The 24,590-nt window shown below is 44.7% G+C and carries 15 protein-coding genes and 1 pseudogene; 10 read left to right on the top strand and 6 right to left on the bottom strand.

Translation table 11 applies throughout. The features are described from left to right. Positions 1 to 16 precede the first annotated feature (16 nt). Positions 17 to 412 (top strand): nuclease A inhibitor family protein, encoded by a 396-nt coding sequence (locus QT996_RS13500; RefSeq protein ID WP_333047071.1) that lies wholly within the window; start codon positions 17 to 19, stop codon positions 410 to 412. A 388-nt stretch (positions 413 to 800) separates the two neighbouring features. Here the strand turns inward: QT996_RS13500 and QT996_RS13495 are convergent, their stop codons facing one another. Continuing rightward, the gene (locus QT996_RS13495) at positions 801 to 1,700 is read right to left on the bottom strand and encodes a DNA/RNA non-specific endonuclease (RefSeq protein ID WP_333047070.1); all 900 of its coding nucleotides are present in this window, start codon (positions 1,698 to 1,700) and stop codon (positions 801 to 803) included. Between the two features lie 180 nt (positions 1,701 to 1,880). Here QT996_RS13495 and QT996_RS13490 point away from each other — a divergent pair, with 180 nt between their 5' ends. The 8 genes and pseudogenes from QT996_RS13490 (at position 1,881) to QT996_RS13460 (ending at position 19,877) form a co-directional block, all read left to right on the top strand. Then, positions 1,881 to 2,687 carry a ParA family protein gene (locus tag QT996_RS13490; RefSeq protein ID WP_333047069.1) on the top strand — a complete coding sequence of 269 codons (807 nt, stop codon included), beginning with the start codon at positions 1,881 to 1,883 and terminating at the stop codon, positions 2,685 to 2,687. Then, positions 2,680 to 3,789 (top strand): ParB/RepB/Spo0J family partition protein, encoded by a 1,110-nt coding sequence (locus QT996_RS13485; protein WP_333047068.1) that lies wholly within the window; start codon positions 2,680 to 2,682, stop codon positions 3,787 to 3,789. The genes QT996_RS13490 and QT996_RS13485 overlap by 8 nt, the downstream gene beginning before the upstream one ends. A 490-nt stretch (positions 3,790 to 4,279) precedes the next feature. After that, on the top strand, positions 4,280 to 4,630 hold the full coding sequence (locus QT996_RS13480; protein ID WP_333047067.1) for a hypothetical protein: 351 nt from the start codon (positions 4,280 to 4,282) through the stop codon (positions 4,628 to 4,630). A gap of 161 nt (positions 4,631 to 4,791) precedes the next feature. After that, entirely contained in the window at positions 4,792 to 6,171 is a 1,380-nt protein-coding gene (tnpC, locus tag QT996_RS13475; protein ID WP_333047066.1) for an IS66 family transposase, read from the top strand. Then, positions 6,168 to 6,446, top strand: a complete 279-nt coding sequence (locus tag QT996_RS28650; protein WP_445304567.1) for a DUF2511 domain-containing protein — start codon at positions 6,168 to 6,170, stop codon at positions 6,444 to 6,446. The genes tnpC and QT996_RS28650 overlap by 4 nt, the downstream gene beginning before the upstream one ends. Positions 6,447 to 7,045: 599 nt before the next feature. Continuing rightward, positions 7,046 to 8,247, top strand: a pseudogene (locus tag QT996_RS13470) (ISAzo13 family transposase). 1,062 nt (positions 8,248 to 9,309) lie between these two features. Continuing rightward, the gene (locus QT996_RS13465) at positions 9,310 to 9,456 is read left to right on the top strand and encodes a hypothetical protein (protein WP_333047065.1); all 147 of its coding nucleotides are present in this window, start codon (positions 9,310 to 9,312) and stop codon (positions 9,454 to 9,456) included. A gap of 161 nt (positions 9,457 to 9,617) precedes the next feature. Then, positions 9,618 to 19,877, top strand: coding sequence for a DUF4347 domain-containing protein (locus tag QT996_RS13460; protein ID WP_333047064.1), 10,260 nt, complete (start codon positions 9,618 to 9,620; stop codon positions 19,875 to 19,877). Between the two features lie 421 nt (positions 19,878 to 20,298). Here the strand turns inward: QT996_RS13460 and QT996_RS13455 are convergent, their stop codons facing one another. From QT996_RS13455 to QT996_RS13435, 5 genes are all read right to left on the bottom strand, one after another. Further along, positions 20,299 to 20,565, bottom strand: coding sequence for a tyrosine-type recombinase/integrase (locus QT996_RS13455; protein WP_333047086.1), 267 nt, complete (start codon positions 20,563 to 20,565; stop codon positions 20,299 to 20,301). 122 nt (positions 20,566 to 20,687) lie between these two features. Continuing rightward, positions 20,688 to 21,536: an arylamine N-acetyltransferase gene (locus tag QT996_RS13450; protein ID WP_333047063.1), complete on the bottom strand. Its 849-nt coding sequence runs from the start codon at positions 21,534 to 21,536 to the stop codon at positions 20,688 to 20,690. 176 nt (positions 21,537 to 21,712) lie between these two features. Continuing rightward, entirely contained in the window at positions 21,713 to 22,189 is a 477-nt protein-coding gene (locus QT996_RS13445) for an aspartate-ammonia lyase (protein ID WP_194060157.1), read from the bottom strand. Positions 22,190 to 22,340: 151 nt separating this feature from the next. Beyond that, positions 22,341 to 23,150 (bottom strand): SAM-dependent methyltransferase, encoded by an 810-nt coding sequence (locus QT996_RS13440; RefSeq protein ID WP_333047062.1) that lies wholly within the window; start codon positions 23,148 to 23,150, stop codon positions 22,341 to 22,343. Between the two features lie 54 nt (positions 23,151 to 23,204). Continuing rightward, a complete protein-coding gene (locus QT996_RS13435; RefSeq protein WP_333047084.1) occupies positions 23,205 to 23,387 on the bottom strand; it encodes a nuclease A inhibitor family protein in 183 nt (60 codons plus the stop codon). 228 nt (positions 23,388 to 23,615) lie between these two features. Between QT996_RS13435 and QT996_RS13430 the strand changes: the two genes are divergently transcribed. After that, the gene (locus QT996_RS13430; protein WP_333047061.1) at positions 23,616 to 23,876 is read left to right on the top strand and encodes a hypothetical protein; all 261 of its coding nucleotides are present in this window, start codon (positions 23,616 to 23,618) and stop codon (positions 23,874 to 23,876) included. Positions 23,877 to 24,590 lie beyond the last annotated feature (714 nt).

Raw genomic sequence — 24,590 nt, 5'->3', positions numbered from 1 at the left:
AGAAACCACCGCAATCATGACCGACTCGATCGCCACCCAACTCAAACAAGCTTCCGAGGGCTTACTCTTCGGAAGCGAAACCGATGCCCCCTTCGAGGTCATTCATTGGCCGACACAGGGAGAGCTAACCCCGCCGAAACTCTTGCAACTCACCGAACATTCACCCGATGCTTCCGTCGAAGTAGTAACAGTCGATGAGTTTTTTGATGCCGCCACCCAAGAAGAAGATTGGCACGATGAAGAAGAACGGGAAATAGTGAAGCGCTTTCAGAACTTAGTGAGCGTCTTGAAGCAGAATCTATCGCAGTTGCAGGTTTACCGAGTTGGCAGCGTTGAGATTGATGCGTACATCATTGGAGTGACGGACGGTGGCGGAGTGGCGGGGCTGTCTACGAAACTGGTGGAGACTTGATTGCAACAGACAGGGTGAACTATGATTGTTTGTTAATCATTTAGTTACATAGTAACCATAATTAGAGTCAGGAACAGAGGTTGTAATATGAGCGCGCTTGGCAAAGTAATTAGTTGGCTTGCTTCTCTTTACTGTTTAGTTATGCTAGGAATTTTATTATTCCTCTCTTACACAGAGGGCAAGCCATTCCAGATGGGTATTATAGCTTCCTTTTTTATGTTCCTAATTGTTTTTCCTCCCCTCTGGTCTTACCTTGACAGAAAATATAATTTCAGGATTAACTGGCTAATCAAGTTTATTCTCTTCATCTTTTCTTACGGATTCCTAATGCTAAATATTAATGCAGTTGGTTAAAAGCCTCAAGCAAAAAAGTAAGTTCTATTCCTTTTTACTGACTGTCCACTTTGCTCTCAATCACCTGCTGAACCTGGGGAGACAGATTAGATAAGAAATTCAGCCCCGTCTCGCGTTCAACTCTTGCTACGGAAACTCGAAAGCTTTTCCATCCTTTCCCTTTGACGCTGGCATCGTTGGGCATCATCACAGCGATCGTCCTAGTGTCGGCTGTAATTCCCTGCATCCCCAATCCTTGTTGGTTGACAACCACGATAACTTTCCAATTCTTTGCCGGCACTGCAATCTTTTCTTTTCTGCCGATGCTGCCTTTCCTTCCTACGGGCCCGGCTACGATGTAAAGTTCCTTGCCCTGCTGCACCAATTCTCTACAGTAATCTTCCAAATCACCCCATACGCCTCTGTTAACTTCTGGCACTTGAGGCATCATATTGGTCATCAGGAATGTACTGCTGTTATCCGCTTCGTTACGGGTACGATCGGCACTGGGTGCAATGTGTCCCCTGTCATAGCCGCTTCCCATGTAATCGTTGGGTCGCACTTTGTACCAATCAGCGGGGAGGGAATCATCGGGGCGGAAATTGTCTTGGCGATCGGCTGCTCCAATCCAAGAGCGATTCAGTTGCCATGAAACCCAGTTGGCGGTGTGAGTTTTGTTGTTGTAGCTCATCACGTACTGACGTTTTACCAGTAAATAGTTGTCGATGCTGGCAATGCTAGAAACGGCATTGCTGGGATTTCCCAGGAGTAAGTTGCGGTTATTGATGGCTGAGCTGATGGGTTCTCTGGTGCTTGGTTTTGGTTGCTGCACCCTTGGTTTTTCACGACCAATTTGAGGAAGTCGAGATGGTGGTGATGGCTCAGTCAAGTTGCAGCCGCTAACAATCCCTAACAAAATCAGAGCGATCGCCCCCCGTTGCCACAATTTCTTCACTCTCAACTGCTCCTCTTACATCTTCCATGCCAAGCTTATCAGCAGCCTGCCACTTAACAAAAAGAATACGGCACCGCTAGTCGTATCTTAAAATACGAAGCAAATGTTCTGTCGTATCTTAAAATACGACGAGGCAAACTTTCTGTCGTATCTTAAAATACGACTTTTCTGAGTGAAGTTATGGCAAAGCAGAAAATTATTATTGGGATTTTAGCCAATGCTGGCGGTGTTGGCAAAACAACGTTAGCAGTACATCTCGCTTACGAGATATGCAAGCGAGGACTCAAAGTAGCTTTAATCGACCTCGATCCTCAACGAGCTTTAGATGTATTCTGTGGCTTACCGAGCGCAGAAGTTGAAAACACAGTTGTCCGAGTATTTGACAAAGACTTCGACGGAAATTGGCCCTTGGTTTCGGCTTGGAACCATCCCGATATCGAAATCTGTCAAGGTCATCCCGCTACCGCACAGGTGGCAAGTGATTTGGTCATTCGGAGACGTGGTGAGTACGTGCTGGCTGATCGCTTAAAGAGCCATCCCCTACGCCACGATGTGGTCATCTTAGACTGCCCTGCCACCATAGGAATCATTTGCGAAAATGCAGTGGCGGCTGCCACCGGCATACTAATTCCCCTTCAGTTAGAGATGAAATCTGTTTCCGGCGTAGCTGACTTGACGCAGTGGTTGATTGGAATTGGCGACGACTTAATGCTAGAACCACGCCCTCCAGTCTTAGGCTTAGTTCCCAGCTTATATGACAACAGCCGCGCCATTCACCGCCAGTACCTCCAGCAGTTACCTGAAGTCGCCGCACAACTGCGAGTAAAACTATATCCGCAGATTCGAGATTCCTCAGAATTCAAGAATGCGAGCGCCCACGGCTTGCCCTTACAAAAATACCGCCCAGCCCATCCCGCTTGCAAAGACTTCAAATCGATCGCTGACGACCTCGTTACCTTAGTGAAGAAAGGAAACTTTAATGGCTAAACTTCCTAAAATAAACGAACGCTTTGCGGGTGCTTATCAAGCGGCTGACCAAGCCCAACGGATTGCCGAATTACAAGCTGAAGTAGATAGGCTGCGAGCTACACCATCTCCAGAGCTTGAGCAACAAATGGCAGCTTTGCGAGAGCAACTGAAAGCGCAGTCGGGTGAATTAGAAGTAGATGTAGATTTAATTGACCCCAATCACTACCAACCTCGCCAGACAATTACACCGGAAAGTATTCAAACTTTGGCTCGGAGTTTGGCTCACGACGGGCAAATTACTCCACTGATCGTCATTCCTCAAGGTGAAAGATACTTGTTGTGGGACGGACAGCGCCGTTGGGAAGCGGCTAAACAGTTGGGTTGGAAAACAATGCGGGCTGTCACTGCCCCCATGCCTCAAGATTTACATCGCAAAGCGCTGTTGACGTTTATCCATCACGAAGACCTCAACCCCTTGGATAAGGCTGAGGCGATTATTCAGGAAATAGCTACCATTACCGGCCGTGAACCTGAAGAGATTTCTACTGTACTCTCAACAGTGTTGCGGCGTTTGGAACGTTCGTCTCAGGCTCATCAACTGACTGCCCTCGTAACGGCTGCGACAGAAGAACAGCAGCAAGGAGTGAAATCTTTGGGAGTGAGCGAAACGGAGGAAAAGTTGCTGTTAGCTTTGTTGGATTTAGCTTTAAATCCCGCTTCGGTGAAGGCTAACTTAATTCCTATGTTGTCCCTGCCAAAGGATTTGAAGACAGCAATTCGAGAGCAAGGGCTGAAAGGAGCGCACGCTTTAGCTTTGACGGTTTTATCTGCTAAGACTTTAAAGGCTTCTGAGCGTCAGGCTAAGAAGGAGAGGATTGAAGCGACTAACCAAGTGATTGAGCAAGATTTGACGGTAGCGAAGACGCGCGAGTTGGTGGGACATATCAAGGCTAAATACCTAAAATCAGTCACTTCTGAGTCGAAAGAAGTCACAACATTGGTGCGGGGGGTTAAGAAGTTATCGAAAGTAGTGATGGTTTCGACTAGCGCCGAACAACTGACGGAGTTGCGCCAAGTTTTACAACAAAAGCTTTCGGAAATTGATGAAATTTTGAGCTAAACATCATAAATTTAAAAATGGCTTAGGCTGTCTGGTTGACAGAAACAAAGGCGATCGGCCCCTGCTCGATTCATTCTCATATTTGTTTGAAAAGGGGATAATATTAAAGGTCGCTACCGTTTGAGAGCAGCGAGAGGCGATCGCTAGTTTCATCGGAGATGGTGGCTTATTTTGCTGCACCGTTGCGTCCGATGGAGTAGCAATTGTGGCAGGCAACGCATCCGGGCGCGTATATTTCCTATGGCTAGAAGGGATAGAGCCATTAACATAAATTTCTTACACAATTGTTGGCGCATTGTTGGCGCGGCAGACTTTGCAGAGTTCGATCGGCTTTTGAGCCGGACGGGGAACAGATGAGGCGGGTTGATTTTTGACAGTTTAAAAACGACGCAACCCGGTTTAATCTGGGTAGCGCCGCTGGTGGCAGGGTTTTCCTAGTTGTCAGGCTCGGTTAGAGTGGTCACATCAAAAAAAATATCGGAGCAATCGCATGAATTTAAAAAGATGTGCGGTGATGGGCTTGTTGCTGTTCGTGGCGGGTTGCATGGACGACAGGTTTCAATCTGTATCAGAAAAAAGATTCGGTGATGCTTGGCCGTTGACAGTATCTCACGGGCAAGTGGCGTGTTTTAATGGCGAAGATGGAGAAATTTTTTTTTTTGTTGCACCAGATGGAAAGGAATATTCGCTTCAGGGTAACCCAGCTCCTGTCAGGAAAGTTCTTCTCCCAATTTCCCCTATTACCAAACGCGACCCTAAAAATTCAGACGTGTTTATGAAAACTGACGTGCTAATTAAAGAAGGAAAACCGTTGTGTGACCCATCAAAAATGATTTTTTGACAGAAAAAAATCAAATGAGTTGGAAAAGGTGCGTGGCAATAGGTTTGTTGTTACTTGTGACAGGCTGTGTGGATGAGGGGTCGCGACCCGTGTCACAAGAAGAATTCGGGTAATTGCTCAACCCCCTTGACAAGAAGACAAGATAGAGATTAGGTAGAGAAATGGAAAAACTGCCCGACCTAAAACAACTATCGAACCAGGCAAAAGAAGCCTTGATAGTGGAGCTATGGCAGGAAATCCAAAAACTCACCGCCGCCTTAGCAGCGAGAGAGGAAGCCAAACCAGAGACCACCCCCAGCAAAACTAGCAAAAATTCCAGCACTCCCCCCTCAAAAGGATTCAAGCCGAACATTAAGCCATCGAAAACTGAGGGGAGCAAAAGGCAAAGAAGCGTAGGCAGAGCAGGAGGGGGAAGAGAACTACATCCCCATCCCGACCAAGTAATCATCGCCCAACTGAAAAGTTGCCCTCAGTGTGGAGAGAAAGTCACCGTCGCCACCCAAAAATTGCAGGCAGTCTACGAAAAAATCGAACTACCGCCAATTAAGCCAATCATCACCCGCATCGAACGTTATGGTGGTCACTGCGCTTGTTGTCAAACCGACTATGTTGCCCCTGTACCATTGGGAATGGAACCAGGTTCACCATTTGGCAGTTCAATTCAAAGCTTAATCACATATCTCCGTTATACTCATGCCATCAGCTACGAACGGATGTCGGGAATCTTGGCATCCGTTTTTGGGTTAAAGATCTCAGAAGGAGCAATCGCTAACCTGTTGGGGAAAGTCAAAACCAGTTTAGACGATCGAATAAGTCAAATACTGCAACGATTGCGACAGGCAAAATTAATCTGCTCGGATGAAACGAGTGCGAGAGTTAACGGACAAAACCAATGGGAGTGGGTATTTCAGAACCAGGATATTTGCTTGCATGTCATCCGCCCGAGTCGAGGAACTGGGGTAATTAACGAAGTTCTCGGGGAACATCGCCCACAGGTGTGGGTGTCAGACCTATTTAGCGCTCAAAAAAATCACCCAGCAGCACAATGGCAAGTGTGTTTAGCCCATCAACTGAGGGATTGCCAATATGCCATTGATGCTGGAGACAAGATTTTTGCCCCAGCGATGAAGATGTTGTTATTAAGGGCTTTTGTCATCCATCGACGACGCGATAAAATGGACGAGACGAGACTGGACCGATATCGCAAAAATTTACAGGAAAGATTAACCAGAATTTTGAATTTAGCACCACACCAACCGGATGGTATCCGGTTACGAAAACGCTATGGTGAGCTGATTGATAATTTGTTTTTATTTCTGGAAGATGCGGCAATTCCACCCACAAATAATTCTAGCGAACAAGCGATTCGGATGAGTACGATCTTTCGCCGTGTGACCAACTGTTTTCGTTCAGAATGGGGGCGAGATTTATTTGCGGCTGTTCGTTCAGTTGTGAATACTGGTAAAAGGCAGGGCTTAACTGCTTATCAAGCTATTCAGCAAGCCCTCTCTATTCATGGCTCCCTTTTTTCCCCTAGTTGAGCAATTACGAATTCGGTTACTGGTGGCCACTAACAGTGCCACGGGGGAAATTGGCTTGCTTTAGGTCAGAAAGCTTAGAAGTTATTTATTTTGCTGCACCCGATGGAAAAGAATATAAACTCAAGGGTGTGGCAGCGCGCTCAGAAAAAAATCTTTTTCCAATTCAATCTATCCTCAAGCGCCACCCAAAAAATCCACGCTTGTACATGGAAATCCATATTCTGATTCAGCACGGGGAGAGGCTGTGCCCTTTGACGGAAAATCATTACTATTAACAAGCGCCCAAGCATTACAGCTTGGGTATTCAACATCAAACTCTATGGAACAAAAGTTGAATAATAAAAACTTGTCTAGGTGATGCCAGACTTAGTAAGAAAAAGAGGAATTGAAGGACAAATCAAATGAGTTTTAAGAAGTGCGTGGCGATAGGTTTGTTGTTGTTAGTGACAGGCTGTGAGCAAAGGAACTCGCGACCTGTTTCCGAAAAAGAATTCGGTAAGGACTGGCCCCTTACTGTAAAAAGTGGCACCCTAGTTTGTAGAATTTCACCCTTGGAGCGGTGGGTTTTCTTTATTTCTCCTGATGGCAAACCACATAATCTTATCGGCAACAAAAAACTTTACCCAATTCTTCGGATTGTAAAACCTGCTATCAGAAACTCAGATTCTAGAGCAGATTCTAGATTTGTTGCCGACAATATCTTGCTTAAAGAAGGTCTTCAATTGTGCCCGGAACAATTTAGGCGGGTACCCCGCTAATAGTTGCGGGAGGCAGCCACTAACACTAGAGTAATCCAAGAAATAAATGATCCAAAATGCTGGGATACTGGAGAAATAATCAGTGTGCCATCTGTTCTATGTTTCCAGAATCTCTTATCCAACTCACCGACAGCCTTAAATCCCTTTACATCAACACATCTAAGAAATTAAAAGGAAGTGATAGACGGCAATTTATGGCAGAAGTAGTTAAAGGTTTGGGACGAGGAGGACAAATAATCGCAGAAAGAGAATTAGGTTGGAATAGACGTACCATTCGTAAAGGGATGCAGGAATTAGAGCATGGAATGTCGATTGCTGATTCGTTCAGACTTAGGGGACGCAAGCGTATTGAAGAGAAGTTACCAAATTTACTGTCGGATATAGTATCAATTGTAGACCCGCAGAGTCAAACAGACCCAACCTTTAATAGTATTAAACTATACACTCGTCTTTCGGCAGCCGAGGTTCGTCATCAACTGATTGAACTCAAAGGATACCAGGATGAAGAACTGCCTTCCATTGAGGTTATTCGACAACGATTAAACCAATTGGGTTATGGCTTAAAGCGGGTTACTAAAACCAAGCCAATAAAAGAGATACCCGAAACAGGAGCTATTTTTAAAGAGGTTAATCGTATAAATAAGGAAGCTGATGATGACCCAACAACATTAAGGATTTCTATAGATGCGAAGGTTGGGATAAAAGTTGGGGAATTCGATAGAGGTGGAAAAACTCGTGTCACTACTGTTGCATTGGATCATGACTTTTCAGATTGTTCAACTTTAACTCCCTACGGCATTTTCTTGCCTCAAGAAGGTGAACTATTTTTATTCTTCGTTCAGTCCAAACTGACTGCTGATTGTATTGTTGACCTAATTGAAAATTGGTGGTTGGCAGTGACAGAGCGCTTCTCTCACATCCATAAAATAGTTATTAACCAAGATAATGGACCCGAAAATAGCTCTCGGCGAACTCAATTTATGTTTCGTATTCTTGAATTTGCCTACAAGTTCCAACTTACCATCCAATTAGCTTACTATCCACCTTACCACAGCAAATACAACCCCATTGAAAGAGCTTTTGGGTGGCTCGAACAACATTGGAGTGGTAGCCTGCTAGAGAGTGTTGATACCGTACTCAAGGAAAGCTTCGACTCTAACTTTTAAGGGCAAAAATCCTACGGTTACTTTGATTGATAGGGTTTACCATACAGGAGTCAAGTTGACGCTCAGAGGCAATGGCGGAAGTTGAAAAGAAAATTCAGCGTTTACCAAACTTGAAAAAATGGTTTGTTGAAATCTTTTGTAATTCTGCTTGATTTTGGATCATTTATTTCTTGCAACACTCCAAGTCCAGAGGTGAAAGCATAACCCCTAGTTTATTGGCTACCATCCAGTAGGCTTTCATCGGGGTTAAAAGGCAGAACTACGCTTAAGCCCAACCCGGTAACTGTCGAGCAAGAATCTATGTGTAGCGCAAGCAAAGATATGTTTGAACCATCGTTATTGTGAATGGTGTAATGGCTAAATCAAGGATAAATCTGTTGAAAAACACGGTAAAGACTGGTTAACACGCCTGCCAAAAGGCAAGGCTAGGGCATGAGCGATTCGTGAGTCGCCTCATAAGCACCGCCCGTAAACCCGGTGGAGAATATCACACTAAGGATTCAACCAAAATGTAATCGGGACGAAGTAACCCCTTAATTATATCTGGAGAGACCGAAATCCAGTAAGTAGCTAACGAAAGATAATTAGGGGTGGGATTGTATCAACTAACTCCTGCACAAATATAGCCTGGGTATTTAGTTATTTACTTAGTTTTAGGTGGTGTTAATAAACTCCCAGATACTAGCTAAACCGTTATAAATCGGGAGTTTTGCTGTTTTATCTGAAGCGTCAACCTGAGCAAATGTGGTACTAATCAGTAGTTATGGTTTTGGTGTTCTGGCTACTGTACCGAAGCTATAGTGTTTGTTTTAGTTGGGTCTTTCCGAGGTGTTTTACGCTGCGTCTTACGCACAAGTAAGACGTAAAGTAAGACTTTTTTGATACTTGTATTACCAATTAATCTTTTTGTCTTACTAAAAACCTATACGGTAAGTCTGACAAAATATTGTTATATTTCCACTGCCTCTCGGACTTGTTGCAAGCGTTCAATAACATAGGGAAGGAACGCTACTCGACCACTGCAAAACGCGCAAAGACAAGCGAACGGGCGATCGGTGGCTCACACCGCTAAGGGTGATTAGTGGCTCACACCGCTAAGATTTCCGAAAAGTGGGAGGTTAAGGGCGATCGCATTCATCAACGTTTACAACAGAATTTGACCAGCTTTGAGCAACAGAGGAGTTTGGTTAAGGATTCATCAGACTCCTGAAGCCATGTCGGGTAAAGTTCGCCAAAGTGACATCTTGACTGCTCTAAGCGATCGCTTTTTGGGTTTTCTTGCTTTCAGGCGTGAAGTCGATATGCTGAGATTGAGCAGAGTTGTAGGGCGATCGCAAATACCATTGTGGCTGCACCGATGATGAACCGGGCCAATACCCTTTTCCTCAACGTTTTGAATTTTATGAATAAATATTAAAAGAAATTGAGAGATGCCGTTCTCACTCCTAGTATTACCGTATAAGCCATCTATCGGCCGACATAGATTTTCTTGAATAATCCTTAACCCAGGGAATAGCCAGCCATGAATTTAACCGGATCAACCCATTCCAGTACCTTAGTCTTCATTGATTCTAACGTTACCGATATTAATCATCTGCTCACGGGTCTTGCTTCTAATACCGAAGTGATCACCCTCGATACAACCCAGGATGGAATTGAACAAATTACCCAAGCGCTCTCAGAACGAAAAAATATTGACAGCATTCAAATTGTTTCTCACGGTGCAGACGGACAGCTACAACTCGGCGCCACAACATTAACCTCTGAAACCCTCAACACCTACACTCAGCAGTTAAGCCAGTGGGGTCAAGTGCTGAACCCCGATGGAAATATTCTACTTTTAGGCTGTAATGTCGCCGCTTCAGACGCCGGAAAAGCCTTTGTACGACAGTTAAGCCAGATCACAGGCGCCCATATTGCCGCCTCCGATGACCAGACCGGAAATGCGAACCTCGGTGGAGACTGGCTATTAGAATATGCAACCGGGTTAATTGAAGCGCCTCTCGCTTTTCAACTCGCCGCAATGGAAGCTTATGAAGGCGTACTCGCGAACTTTTCAGTTAGCACGCCCAATCAATTGAGAGATGCCCTCACTCAAGCTCGTAATAACTTTGAAGCGGATGAAATTACTATAACGGGTAATATTAGCGGATTTGGTGAATCCTTTGCCATCGATCTTCAGGATGGTGAACCTTTATCTATTATTGGAAACGGTCGTACTATTAATGGCGGAAATAACACTCAACTCTTTAATATTGTCAGTGGAAAAGTGGTTCTCTCTAACCTTACCCTTCAAAATGGTTTAGTCAACGGAGGAGATGGTGCTGGTGGCGGTGGCGGTGGTTTAGGTGCGGGTGGTGCTTTGTTTGTCAGTGGTGGGAACGTCACCGTTGAGAGTGTCACCTTTAATAATAACCAAGCCAGAGGCGGAAACTCTCCGAATGGGGCAGGCAAAGGCGGTGCAGATGAGGAAAGCGGTGCAGCCGGAGGTAATGCGGGTGGCTTCAATGGTCGCTTAGATACAACGGGTGCTTTTGCGGTTGGTGGCGGTGGTGGTGGGGGAGGAACAGAAAGTAATGGTGCAAACGGAGGTAATGGTAACTTTGGCGGTGGCGGTGGCGGTGCTGGCGGTGGTGGTGGGGGTACGACTGCACCTGATGAAGGAGGAAATGGGGGTCAAGGGGGTAACGGCGGCTTTGGTGGTGGTGGTGGCGGTGGCGGTGGCGGCGGCCGTGATTATGACACTGTTGGCGGCGATGATGATGGGGCTGGCGGCGGTGGCGGTCAAGGAGGAGTATTTGGCGGAAATGGTGCTGCGGGTGCTGGCGCTGGTGGTGGTGGCGGCCAAGGGGGCGGCGGTGCTGGTTTAGGCGGAGCCATTTTCGCCAACGAGGGTGCATCGTTAAGCTTAATTAATGCAACGTTTAATAATAACCGTGCTGAGGGAGGTACCGGAGCAAATAACGGTCAAGGTCGAGGGGGAGCAATTTTTGTGATGGGTGGTGCCACGGTTAATGCTGTTGGTACAAACTATAGCGGAAATTATGCTTCAACTGGGGAGAATCAGGTTTATGGAAATATTGGGAATCTTACCCTTCCGACATTAACAGTTTCTAACTTAACTAACCCTGCTGAAACGAATACAAACGGAGCATTTCGACTAACACTTGAGCAAGCGTTTTTTAACGATATTACCGTTAATTATAATACTGCTGGAACGGCAACCAAAGACACAGATTATACAATTCCCCAAACCATTGTTATTCCGGCGGGTCAAACAGTTGCTGAAATTCCTGTCACCGTAAAAGACGATATCGGCTTTGATCCGAATGAAACGGTTATTTTAACCCTCGCAGCAGGGAGTCCAAATTTTTATACCATTGGTGCTGCTAATAGTGCCACACTAACCCTTGATGACAACGAACCGGAAGTTAGTATTACGGCTGGAACCACTCCTACTGAAGCGAATGAAGTTTCTGGAACGTTTAATATTAACTTAACCCGACCTGCTCCGGAGGGAGGGTTGGATATTAAATATACAGTCGCAGGAACGGCTAGCAAAGATGACTACACGGCCACGTTAAATGGTGGAGAAATTCCATCCGATTCTCTGATTATTCCGACGGGAGCCAGTACAGCGTCAGTTAATATTAAACCCGTTGATGATAGTTTAATAGAAGGGCAAGAAACGCTAAAATTTACGTTGATTGAACCTGCTGGTTTAGAACCCTATGCGGTTAAAGATGATGCAACCGAAGCAACTTTATCAATTACCGATAACGAAAAACTACCCATTGTTAAACTTGGAAAAATTGGCAATCCTTCAGAACAAGGGCCAACTTCGGGCAGTTTTAGCATCTTTTTAGCTGATCCAGAGACAGGCGAACCGTTAGAAAATCCCCCGTTAAAAAGCGATGGACAAGCTTTAGAATTAGAAGTTTCCTATGAAATTAGCGGAACTGCAAATAACGGAGCCGATTATTCTGATCTCTTAACGTCTCCGATTACCATTCCCGCCGGAAAAACGAGCGCCGCTTTACCTGTAGAAACCTTAGAAGATCTGATTGATGAAAACGATGAAAACGTTACAATTACCCTCAAAGATATTAAACCCGAGGGTGCTATTTATACGATTGACACGACCCCTGCAACCTTAAATGTAACGGATAATGATACGGTGGGAATTACCGTTTCTCCGATTAACGGTTCTACCCATGAACAGGGAGGAGAAGCTGGTTTTACCGTCCAACTGAATAGTCAACCCGAACAACCTGTTACCTTCAATTTTACCAGTTCTGACACCACAGAAGGACAACTTCCAACCCCATCAATTACCTTTGATAGTAGTAATTGGAATCAACTTCAAACGGTTAAAGTGAAAGGCGTTGATGATAGCGAAAGAGATGGCGATCAAACCTATTCGATTCAAACCACAATTAGCAGCGATGATGTTAATTATAGTACCCTTAGCCTAGCAAATATTCCCGTCACAAATATTGACGACGAAACCGAAAACGTTTTAATTTCTCAGTCTAATGGAAGCACAGAAATTAGCGAAGCAGGTGCAACCGATAACTTTGAAGTGGTCTTAACGGGTTTTCCGATTAATGATATTGTTGTTAACGTGACCCCAGATTCACAAACGGATCTCGGTAAGGGACTCGGACAACCGATCGCCTTAAATTTCACCCCAGAAACTGCAACTACCCCGCAAACTGTCACCGTTAAAGCTGTTGATGATGATGTTGTAGAAGGCAAACATCAAAGTACAATTAGCTATATTGCCAATAGTATCGATCCGCTTTATGCAGGTTTAAAAGGGGAAATAAACGCTGCGATTGCAGATAATGATAGTCCAACCGTTAGCGTTAAATCGGCTGGAAATGGAAGTGAACAAAGCATCGTTCCTGGGATTGTCCAGCTAACCTTAGATCATCCCGCACCCAGCGAAGGATTAACCGTTAATTACACGATTTCAGGGGTGGCCACGCCAGGGGGAGATTATACAGCCGTTGGTCTAAATACAGCTTCAAAAACCGGGTCAGTTTATATTGCACCCGGACAAACTGGAGCTAATCTAAATATTACCCCAATTCAAGATTTAATCACCGAAATAGGCGGAGAAAGCGTCACCCTTCAATTAGAAACAGGTGCAGGATATAACATCGGAACAGCCACACCAGTTAACGTTCTGATCACCGATGATGATGTGCCAGGGGTGCGAGTTTTAGAAACTGGAAATGGGACTCAAGTGGTTGAACAAAATGCCACGCCACCGACTATTAATAAAGCCGACACTTATCAAATCTCCCTCACCAGTTCCCCAGCCGTCGATGAAATTGTTACCATTACACCCAATTATAATGCTGCCAATTTACAACTCCTCGACGCAAACCAAAATCCGATTACCGATATTACATTTGACTCAACCAACTGGAACCAATCTCAAACGATTACCCTTGTCGGTTTAAATGATAATCAACCCGAAACCCTCGAACAAATAATTACCCACAGTACCAGCAGCACCGATCCAACGTCTCCCTATAAGAGTGGCTTAGAAATTGATGGGAAATCACTTCCGAATGTCACCGTTGCGATTACTGAACCGACTTATAATTCTGCGGAAATTGCCGACGGATTAGGGTTACTTCTTGAACGTATTGCCGAAAGTTTACGGCAAATGTTTAAAGAAACCAGCGTTCCAGTAATCGGTTCTCTGAGTGGTTCTGAACCCGCATTTATTGACACGATCAAAAATAATATTGTCAATGCGGTTAAAAGTACCGCTAACCTCACCCAAGACAAGTTAAAAACGTTACTCACTGACCAATTAAAGACAATTTTTCCCGATGTCAACGTGATTTCATCGGCTCTCCCGGAAGACGTTTCGTTTGGTATTGATTTGGGGAAACGTTACGCCACCGCAGCCAATTTATCTAAAGATTTTGGTTTACCGGGTTTGGGTTTAGAAGTCGAGGGTCAAGCGGAAGCAAGTTTTGAATACGATTTAGACTTAAAGTTTGGCTATCATCAAGATTTTGGCTTCTATGTTGACACCGCAGGAACCAAACTCTCAGCCGATGCGTTGGTGGGTTTAAACGATAACTTTAGTGCGAAAGCAACTTTGGGTTTCTTGGATTTAACGGTTAAAAATGGTGCTGAAGATACCGTCAATGGCGGAACTAAAAAAACCCAAGCTTCACTGGATGCTAACTTTGCATTGAAAGATATTGATCTGGATGCCGAAGGAAATTTAATTGCCGATTCTGGGGATGGAAACCGACTCACGTTAACCGAATTAAAAGGATTTAACCAACTTCGTCAAACCAATCAAGCCACTCTTGAAACTTTGTTTGATCTCAAGATTGAAGCGGGCGCTCAAGTCGGGTTAAATGCTAAAACGAGTATTCTGGGAAGTTCTGCCATTCCTTCCTTTAATTTCGAGGTAGCGGGACAATTTGATATCCTCAAAGTAGACGGTTTTAAAGTCACTGGCCCCCAAACCCCGCAAATTGATTTTCAAAATGTTGCGATCGATATTGGCACGTTTGTTAGCAACTTTGCCAAACCAGTTTTAGAACAAGTTGATAAAGTTTTGGAGCCATTCCGCCCGCTAGTCGATGTTCTCATTCAAGATACTAAATTACTATCAAAATTAGGATTAGAGGGAGTCTTTGATAAAAAATGGCCGATTCCAACTGGGGGAGATGATCAGGTTTCCACCTTAGAATTAGCGGATGTTATTTTAAAGGTTTTAGGGAATGAACTTCCGCCAAAAGTGTATCAGTTTTTAGATACATTCATCAAGGTTGATAACTTCGTCAAGCAAGTTAATAGTTTACCTGGGGGTGAAACCATTCTCATTCCCCTTGGTGATTTTAAATTGCCTAAATTGCAGGATTTAAGCAAACTGAGTCCAGGTGAAGTTGATACGATCGCCCAAAATACAACAAGCTTGACAGCAGATTTTGAGCAAATCTTCCAGACGGCAACGGATAGTGCTAAAAAGCAAGCGGCAGAATATTTGAAAGGATTAACCGCCGATCTGTCCTTACCCAGTCTTGAATCTGTCCTCGCGCTTCAGCAAAACGTTAATCTGCTCGAAACTGAACTCAATAACCTTCTCCAAACCACCCCGAATAGTGCGAAAAAACAAGCGATTCAATTCCTAACAGATTTTGCCGATCGTCTACCTTCATCGCAATTTGCTGATTTTAGCAAGCTTAATTTAAGCGAGATTGATCAACAAGCGAGCGATGTTAAAACTGAACTGGATAAAATTATCCAAAACGCCGATACCTCTAGCAAAAAAGCAACCACTGAATTTACGAAAAGCTTCACCTATGGTGATGGGGACACCGCCTCTCTCTTTGACATTCCCCTACTCAAAGATCCGAAAAAAGCGATGGGTTTATTGTTAGGTCAAGATGTCTCTTTATTTACCTTTGATGTTCCTGAAGTTGCCTTTAATGTTGGGGTGCGACAAACCTTCCCCATTTATGGCCCAATTCGGGGTTTACTTGAAGGTAAATTTGGTGCTTCCGCCGACTTTGCTATTGGGATGGATACCTTCGGTTTGCGGCAGTGGAAAGCGAAAGATTTTGCCGCTAATGAAGCGTATCGCATCCTTGATGGGTTCTATATTAGCGATCGCGAAAAGCCGGATGGTACGGGTGCAGATGTGGCAGAAATTAAGCTCAATGCCACCGTTGCAGCAGGCGTAGGTATCGATATTGTCGTCGCTTCTGGTTATCTCAAAGGCGGAGTTGAAGGGTTATTTAACCTCGATTTAGTTGATAAAGGTGAAGCCAATAAAACCGATGATGGTCGCATTCATGCGATTTCTGAAATTGTTCCTCGTTTTAATGATTTGTTAAGTTTAATCGGAGAAGTTAATGCGTTTCTCGGTGCGGAAGTCAAGGTGTTGGGTGAAACCGTTTATGATAAGCATTTTGCCACCTTTAACTTAGCAAAATTCAAAATTGGAAATAGTAGTATCGGAAAAGTACAGGATGGTTATATTTCGGGAGCAAGGGTTTTCTTAGATGCCAACTTTAACGGCATTCAAGATTTCGCTGATCTCAATAGTAACGGAGTTCGCGATTTTGAGGATCTCAATAATAACGGAATTCGCGATACTTATTCAGCACCCGATCTCGATACCGGAGAAATCGTTCAACTACTCGAAGTTTTCAGCGAACCCTTTAGCGAACCTAGTACAATTACCAGTCCCGATGGTAGCTACGATCTCAATATTTTCAATCATTTTGATACGAATGGCAATGGAAATATTGATGCCGATGAAGGTCGAATAATTGTGATTAATGGAGTTGATACCTCGACTTTCCTTCCCCAAATTGTTCCTCTCGAAACCATCGCCACAGCAACCATTGCTTCACCTCTAACTTTGCTCGCTTCCCAAGGTTTAACACCTGATTTTGAAGGAGCTAAAACTCAAGTTAAAAATGCGTTTAGTCTGCCGTCCGCGTTAGAGTTATTAACAGATATTCCGACGGATGTAGATATAACAGTTCTGGGGTTACAGATCCAACTTCAGAATCTGGTTATGGCAGCAACCCGAAGCCTTTCCGAAGCACCGTTTATCAATTTACAAATTGAGTCAGCCGAGGTTAAAAATCAAGCAGGTTTATTGTATCTTGATCGCAACGGTAACGATCAATTTGACACAGAAGAACCGGAAGTGATTAGCGATCCAGCTAATGATGGAATTCGTTTTCTTGATCTCGATGGTAATAAACAATTAGATAGTGGAGAATTCTCCTCTCCCGTTGCAACAGCCGGAATTTCTAAAGCCGTATTCCAAACCGTTGCCACTTTAATTCAGAACGGAGAAACACCCAACTTAAGTGATGAAACGGTTGTTAAAACGTTGCTAGAAAATGCTATTTCTGGTTTAACTCAACAAGACCCGAATTTAACTCTGGATGCCGATATTTTAACCTCAACAGTTGCAGAAATTATCGGGAAGAATCAAAGCGTTGATAGCATTCTCGCCAATACGGCTTTGGATGAAGCTACTGCTCGTCAGCAAATCGTCAAACCTTGGGTTTTCTTTGATGCGAATTATAATAAAGTTCAAGATGCAAACGAATCCTTCGCTTATCAAGCCAGTGATGGGACGAATGAGTTAGAAATTCCCGTTGCTCAATTTGATGCAAATGGCAATGGTCGCCTCGATCCGAATGAAGGAGAAACCCTCGAGGTTGAAGCTTTTGAATCAGTCGAATTAGCAACAGGTTATTCGCAGCTTGTGACTAATCCGTTTGAAACTTTAGTTCGGTTACTCGCTGAACCCGTCAACCCAGAAACTGCACAAACCCAAGTTAAAAACGCTTTAGGACTTCCTAATGTCGATCTCTATAACTTTGACCCGCTCAAAGAAATCGCAGAAGGGAATCCAGACGGTTTAATTGTATTCAGCAAACAAGCACAAATTTATAATACTTTGGTGCAATTAAGCCAGTTTCTTAGTAGTTCTAGCGGTGAAGCAACTAATCGCATTTTAGAAGAACTCACGAAACAGATTAATCAACCTAATGTAACGCTAAATTTGAGTGATCCAACCCCAATTCAAGCACTCATTCAGGTGATTAATCCTAATATTTCGGCAAATACGGCGGCGGGTGTTGCGAATATTATTGTTGCTGGAAATATCCGCATGGAGCAATTAGTTTCCGACTCAACTCTGAACTTGGTTCAAAAAGCAACAGAAATTGCGAAAGTTCAGCAGGTTGTTCAAGGAAAAACAGCCACCGATTTACAAAAAGTGGGAGCAGGAACGTTATCCATTGAACAAGCGATCGCGGCTCATACGGATGAAGCTCTTAATACTCAAATTCAAGCTTTAACCGCTCAAGATCCAACCTTCCAACTCGATCTAATCAATAATAATCCAACGGCTGAAGCTGATGCTAATATCACAACCTTGGAAGATACTCCAATCACAATTAATGTGCTGGAAAATGACACAGAGACTGATAGTGGTGACTCCCTAACAGTAACAATGGTTGGCAGTTTAGCGATTGACGATGGGGGACAAATTACAGCCATTCTGCCAGAAACAAGCCAAGGTGGAACGTTAGAAGTGAGCGAGGATAAAAAATCAATTACCTATACTCCTGCTGTTAATTATTTTGGTGAAGATAGCTTCTTTTACCTGATTAAAGATAGTAAAGGCAGTGTTGCGAATGCGGAAGTGGCAATCAATGTTACGTCCGTTAACGATGCTCCTGAACGGATCACCGAAATTCCTGATCAGGTGAATGTTCAGCAGGGTCAGCCATTTACCCTCGATGTCTCTCCTAACTTTAGTGACCCCGATGGCGATGTGTTGGTGTTCTCAGCCGCCGGACTTCCAACTGGCTTGAATATTGATCCGGTAACGGGCATCATTAGCGGTACTCCCACTGTTGGCACTGTTAGTCCGTTAGCGATGGGCTTCGCCCAGCCGGAGGCTATCGCAGTTACGGCAACTGATACCAGTGGAGCAACCGTTAGCGATCAGTTCGACTTGAGCGTTAACGCGCTTCCTCAACCGACACCGCAACCGACACCTGCACCCGCACCAACGCCCGCACCTGCACCCGCACCAACGCCCGCACCTGCACCCGCACCAACGCCCGCACCTGCACCCGCACCAACGCCCGCACCAACGCCCGCACCTGCACCCGCACCAACGCCCGCACCAACACCCGCACCTGCACCAACACCCGCGCCCGCGCCAACGCCTGGGGAAACACCAACAGCGCCAACACCAACAGCGCCAACACCAACAGCACCAACACCAACACCAACACCAACAGATACACCAACACCATCGGAAACACCGCCACCATCGGAAACAACTAATAACCTCTTAGACGATGAGTGCATCTGCGACCAAATTACCTATCCCAACTTAAACCGACCCAACTCAGTTGAAAACACCATACTTGGCGCATCCGGTCTTCAAATAGGCACTGCCCAAAACGATGAATTACTAGGTAGCAATGCTGCCAATATATTCGAGGGCAAATCCGGAGATGACAACTTCTACGGTGGTGGCGATAATGACATTATTAATGGCAATCAAGGCAATGACTTCATCGCCGGAGGCAAAGATGAAGATACTCTCTACGGAGATGAAGGAAGCGACATCATCCTTGGCGAGTCGGGTAACGATTTAATCTTTGGAGGCAAAGGCAATGACTTGTTACATGGTCGCGAAGGTATTGACATCATTTATGGCAACAAAGATGATGACTTCATTGATGGTGGCAAAGATAATGACACCTTATATGGAGGCAAAGGTAACGACATCTTGCTTGGCAGTCAAGGTGATGACAATCTGTTTGGACAGTTAGGTTCGGATATCATCTGCGGCGGTGAAGGTAATGACTTAATCAACGGTGATGAAGGAGCAGATATCCTGGGAGGGTGTGCCGGAAATGATACTCTTTTCGGGGGTGCAGACAATGATACTCTCACTGGTGGCAAAGGAGCCGATCTCCTTGACGGAGGCATGGGAAATGATAGTTTAATTGGCGGTAGCGACAACGATATCTTTGCCTTAAAAGCTGGTCAAGGATTTGATATCATCGCTGATTTTACCGTCGGTCAAGATTTGATTGGATTAGGTGGTGGTTTGAGTTTTGGACAGTTAGAAATAACTCAAAACACTCAGGGAACTCTCATCAAAAACCTCTTGACAGGGGAGCAGTTAGGTGTGATGGTTGGAGTGAGTGCCAATGCGATTACATCTGCTAATTTCCGGCTGGTCTAGGGAAGGAAGGAAAAGTGCGAGATCCCATTTAATCCAACATGGATCTTGCACTTAACCCAAAAGTCGAGATCCAAATTTGAGTGCACTTGAGAAGCCCTACTTGTGTAAGCTGTTGGGCTTCTCGCCTTCATGCTCAACCTGTTCTAAACCATCTTCTACCAATTTTCTAAAGCCCTGCTACAGATAGAGACTCTAAAATAAATTCCCATCCCGTCAAATAAGCAATAACTTCCACCCTCAACTTATTTGATTCTTTTTGCAAGGCTGCTCTCAACTCTTCTATTTTGTCACATCTCAACTGTCAAGAATCTAAAATCTGAAATTATTTGACCAAAAAGAGCGACCGATATTCTGTTGGCTGTAGGCAAGTGCGATCGCACTTGCCTACAATCCACAAGAACCGCCCAACCCCAAACGCCTACTAAGTTGCCAGATACAGACCGCTAGAGTCGTTGGGTTTGGCGTGTAAATATTTGCTCGTCGTGGCAACTGAAGCATGGCCCAAAGTTTGACTCAGCAAATGAATGGGCGCTCCCCGGTTCAGCGCGTGACTGGCGTGGCAATGTCGCAACCAGTGAGCGCTAGTCTTCTCCGAGATGCCCGCGCGTTTCTCCGCTTCCTTCACTAAGTGCGTCACCGAAACCCTGTGCAAGCGCCCGCCGTTAGTTGCTTTCCGACTTCTGAAAATCGGCGAACGAATTCCCCGCCTCCCCTGTGCTGTTCAAAAGTGCTAGATACAGAGACGAAGGAAGTAGAACCACGCGAGTCTTGCCGCCCTTACCATAAATCGAGAGTTGCCCACTTTCACCGTTAGGTCATCGCACACGATCGCTGAATTAATTGTTGTAACATCCGATCAATCTCAGTGATCGCTCCCAGGTTGAGACAAAAAACATTCTCAAGGGTAGCGCGGAACTCTGCAACCGTTGAAAGGACGCGGTGTTCTGTTCGACCATCCAAATAATGCACCGTAAACTGATTATTCCACAAGGCATAACGACAATTTGAAGCTGGTTTTGCCACCATCAAGTTAGTAACAAAAATCGAGTTTGGATGAGTTGAAACATACCAATTGCTCACCTCATAATCGGGTAATTCTTGCTCCTGAAGGTCGAATCTGTAAAGGGATTTCCACTCCTGCTTGATATATGCTTGCATAATGTAGCTGCGATCCGTTGCGATCAATCGATATGGTTCATGGGATGTAGGTTGTTCAATATCCGGTGTCAAAGCAAGCGGCGCGGTAAGCGTTAATCCTCCGAATCCCACATCTGCAATGTATGGCTCTCCATCAATATTGACCCCTAGCACCATATGGCTGCGAGGTGCGATCGTCCCGGATGGCAAATTCCACAGCACGCGGGCTGCCAAATTCTTTACCTGAAAGCCAAGAGCAAGCAAAACAGCCCGCAACAGTGAATTTTGTTCAAAACAATAGCCACCCCGTCCCTCGTTGATTAGTTTTTGTTGCAAGGATGCTAAATCCAGCTTCACAGGTTGTTTCAGGAGTGAATTGAGGTTTTCAAAGGCGATCGTTTGGGAATGTCGTTGATGAATTGCCTGTAACGTTGTCAGCCTGGGTGAGCAGTCACCACTATAGCCAATTCGTTGAAAATAGGCATCCAGGTCTATCTCAGTCAGTCGTTGTTGCAATTGCATATTTTATTAAAAGCGTTAGGGGCTTTGATTTGACACTCGATCAAGACCGAATCATCTCCAAAGTCAGGCAGCCTTTACGAGATAACGACCAAGCTCACCCGCCGCCGTCCGGGAGCGAGAAACGAGCGGACTGTAGGCGGTCGGGTGCAGCGCCTTGTTAGCCTGTTGTTGGGGCGTTACAGTGCCAGCGCCGTGAAGCCGAGCAACGCCCAATTATTCTTCCGTGATTTGTCATCATCTGTAAAATACTTGTGGTCGAACCAACGGAAGCCAGGTTCTTTTCTCACCGACCCGTCACGCTTTGGCTTGCTCATGTACTCATCGTAGATGTGATTAACTCTTTCCACGAGTTCATCGTGTTTGTAAATATAGAAATCGTTTGTGCCATTGTCGTGCATATTTACCAGAACAACATACAAGTTGTCGTTATTCTTCTTTACGCTCATGTTTGGCCCGAATTTCCAACCTTGTGTGTTGGCGATTGCCATAGTTTTGACTTGAATCGAGATTGTTCTTTGGCCGAAAGTATCCGAAGCCAGAACATCAAAAATCTCGTTATTCTTTGGCGTGACAAGTGCCAAAACTCCACGTCGGCACAATTCGGCACAAACGTAGTATTCACCTGCGGCACCAATGAGGTTTTTCGAGAGCATGGGCGTTGCTGATTTAGGGTATGAAAGGCTAATAGGCAAGTCATAGAAACCAGTATCGACAAAGCTTAGGGATTTTCAACTTATTTTTTTCATACCCTGGTTAAGCAACGCCACCAAAAGTATGGCAGTAGCAAAATGCAACAAATTGATATTAAACGTGTCCTGTTTTGTTAGCGGTAATGAAAAAGATATGAGGGTCATCAATAATAGAACGCGGTGAAAACTGAAAGGTAAAACGTCCAAATGAAGCTCCATCTTCACCGGGTTGAATGCCAAAAGCGTTCCAGCCATACTCGGCAAAAAAGGATTCAGGATGATTGCAACTCGATTGCCAATATGAAGTTAGATCGCCGGAACTGTTGAGGATTGCTTCGTTGATAAGATCCGCTCCCAATTTGCTACCTGGTAAGGTTATGGCATTAATAGTTGCCATCAGCTCGTTCACTTCACCGTCACTCAAGTAGTAGAGCAATCCTTCCAACAACCATACCGAGGGTTGGTCTGCTCGATAACCGCTTTCGACTAATGGTTGCACCCAGGTCTCTCGCAAATCCATCGCCAGCACGTGCCGATGACATTTTGGCGTTATGTCTTTCAATATGCTTTCTTTATAATCTAAAACTGATGCTCTATCAATTTCATAGTAATGCGTTTCCGGGTGCAAATCTAGCCGATATGCACGAGTATCCATTCCGGCCCCCAGCAACACGACTTGGCGGATGGTGTGGCTATATTGCATGAGGAAGTCGTCGAAAAAGCGAGTTCGCACTGCAACGTAAGGTCGACCGTTCGCTTCGTATTCTTCTACTTTGGGGAGCATTAGTTCCATTGCTTCGATTCCCGCCAATTGTTCGGAAAACGGCTCGTTAAACAGCCGATTGGTTCGTTTGCTCTCAAATGCTCGACTGGCGGCCATCAATCGAGCTGTAAAACTAACTTGGGCTTCCGTATTATGTGACATAATTATTAGAACACTATTATTTATTAGAATTTAGAACACTGATACAATCATATACTACGTCTCCAGCAGTTTAGTAGATAATCCAGCCCAATCACCGCCATCCGTCACCCCAACAATGTAAGCATTGATGTTGATGTTACCAACTCGATAAACCTGGATGTTGGATAAGTTCTGCTTCAACACCCTCACCAAGTTCTGAAAGCGTTTCACTGTTTCCCGTTCTTGGCATTGCTTAATCAGGGTATGAAAAAAATAACTTTAAAATCCCGAAGTTTTGTGGGTACTGGTTTCTCTGACTTGCATATTGAGCCAGTCATACCCTAAATCAGCAACGCCCTTTACCTTTCGCTTCAAATCAATTTTACAGTTTCACGCTTGCATCGCCCACCGTCTCGGGCTATACCTGTGCTGACATAACGCATCTCAAGAGCTAATCTCAAAGTTAGTTCTTTACCGCAATTGCTCATGGGTAGCCAATCTACAGCCAAAACTATCTTTCTGGTCGCCTCTATGGTGGGCTGGCTTATCGTTGGTGCATCTTTGATGTATCTTTTTCCGGTCGTCGCAGATTGGTTAATATCCTCCGATCGCACCCATATATGGATGCAGACCCTCAGCCGTAGCGGTTACAATCCTATGCTGGCTTGGGTAGGAGGAGGCATCACTCTGGTTATTACCGTGTCGGGGTATATCCTCTGGCATCAGAGGTTTGAAGGCAAGATTTAGAGCGATGTTGACAGATCGATTTTGGAGCGATCGAGTTCTGAGTTCTTAGAAGTGGGAGGCTTTTGCGGTGAGGCGTAAAAAAGCCTCCCAAGACGACTATCAGAATTTTAGATATTTATGTGTGCTGGTTTGATATACAGTGCTTACTTGTTGGAAAACAGCTAATGCTCTATTTCTAAAAGTTTTAGCTAATGTAAGAAATCATAGCCTAATGAATCTAAATTGGCAACAGTTATTAAACTCTCAGGGATTTGGTCTTTAAGTTTCTGCTAGATTGCCTTGAGGTCTTAATAAGAGCATGGATAGTAGAGATTGAAAGCTTAAATTTTATTACAATATGCTTTTCAGCTTATCTACGTTACCTTAAGTCTTTTCTCATTTGATGAAAATTAGGCGTAATAACCTCCCATTCTTTCACCGGGTTTGAGGGCTATGTCCTTGATTTTATAAAGCTTTTGATGGGGTTGTAACCCCGTCAGATTCTGACCTAGCCGTAACAGTTTCAAGTTCTAGACTGAGAAATACCAATTTCCTGCTTCAGAACGTCAAACCTCTACAACTACGTGTTTGTACAGACGTATCAAAGCAAAAAGGGAATTAAGGTAGAGATAGAGGTAGATTTTTATGCGAGACGCTATAGGATGATCGAAACGCGATCGCAACTCCCTCTTGATTCTGCTGCATCTACGGCTTGTTTGACTGCAATACCAAACC

It is taken from the genome of Microcoleus sp. S13C4 (genome assembly GCF_036700865.1).
In the GTDB taxonomy this organism is placed as follows: domain Bacteria; phylum Cyanobacteriota; class Cyanobacteriia; order Cyanobacteriales; family Microcoleaceae; genus Microcoleus.
The sequence above is the reverse complement of the archived record's forward strand: the minus strand, read 5'-3'. Positions and strand labels throughout refer to the sequence as shown.

Coding starts and splice junctions, on each gene's coding strand:
- QT996_RS13500 (WP_333047071.1), top strand. CDS start 17: ATGACCGACTCGATCGCCACCCAACTCAAACAAGCTTCCGAGGGCTTA.
- QT996_RS13490 (WP_333047069.1), top strand. CDS start 1,881: ATGGCAAAGCAGAAAATTATTATTGGGATTTTAGCCAATGCTGGCGGT.
- QT996_RS13485 (WP_333047068.1), top strand. CDS start 2,680: ATGGCTAAACTTCCTAAAATAAACGAACGCTTTGCGGGTGCTTATCAA.
- QT996_RS13480 (WP_333047067.1), top strand. CDS start 4,280: ATGAATTTAAAAAGATGTGCGGTGATGGGCTTGTTGCTGTTCGTGGCG.
- tnpC (WP_333047066.1), top strand. CDS start 4,792: ATGGAAAAACTGCCCGACCTAAAACAACTATCGAACCAGGCAAAAGAA.
- QT996_RS13465 (WP_333047065.1), top strand. CDS start 9,310: ATGTCGGGTAAAGTTCGCCAAAGTGACATCTTGACTGCTCTAAGCGAT.
- QT996_RS13460 (WP_333047064.1), top strand. CDS start 9,618: ATGAATTTAACCGGATCAACCCATTCCAGTACCTTAGTCTTCATTGAT.
- QT996_RS13450 (WP_333047063.1), bottom strand. CDS start 21,536: ATGCAATTGCAACAACGACTGACTGAGATAGACCTGGATGCCTATTTT.
- QT996_RS13445 (WP_194060157.1), bottom strand. CDS start 22,189: ATGCTCTCGAAAAACCTCATTGGTGCCGCAGGTGAATACTACGTTTGT.
- QT996_RS13440 (WP_333047062.1), bottom strand. CDS start 23,150: ATGTCACATAATACGGAAGCCCAAGTTAGTTTTACAGCTCGATTGATG.
- QT996_RS13430 (WP_333047061.1), top strand. CDS start 23,616: ATGGGTAGCCAATCTACAGCCAAAACTATCTTTCTGGTCGCCTCTATG.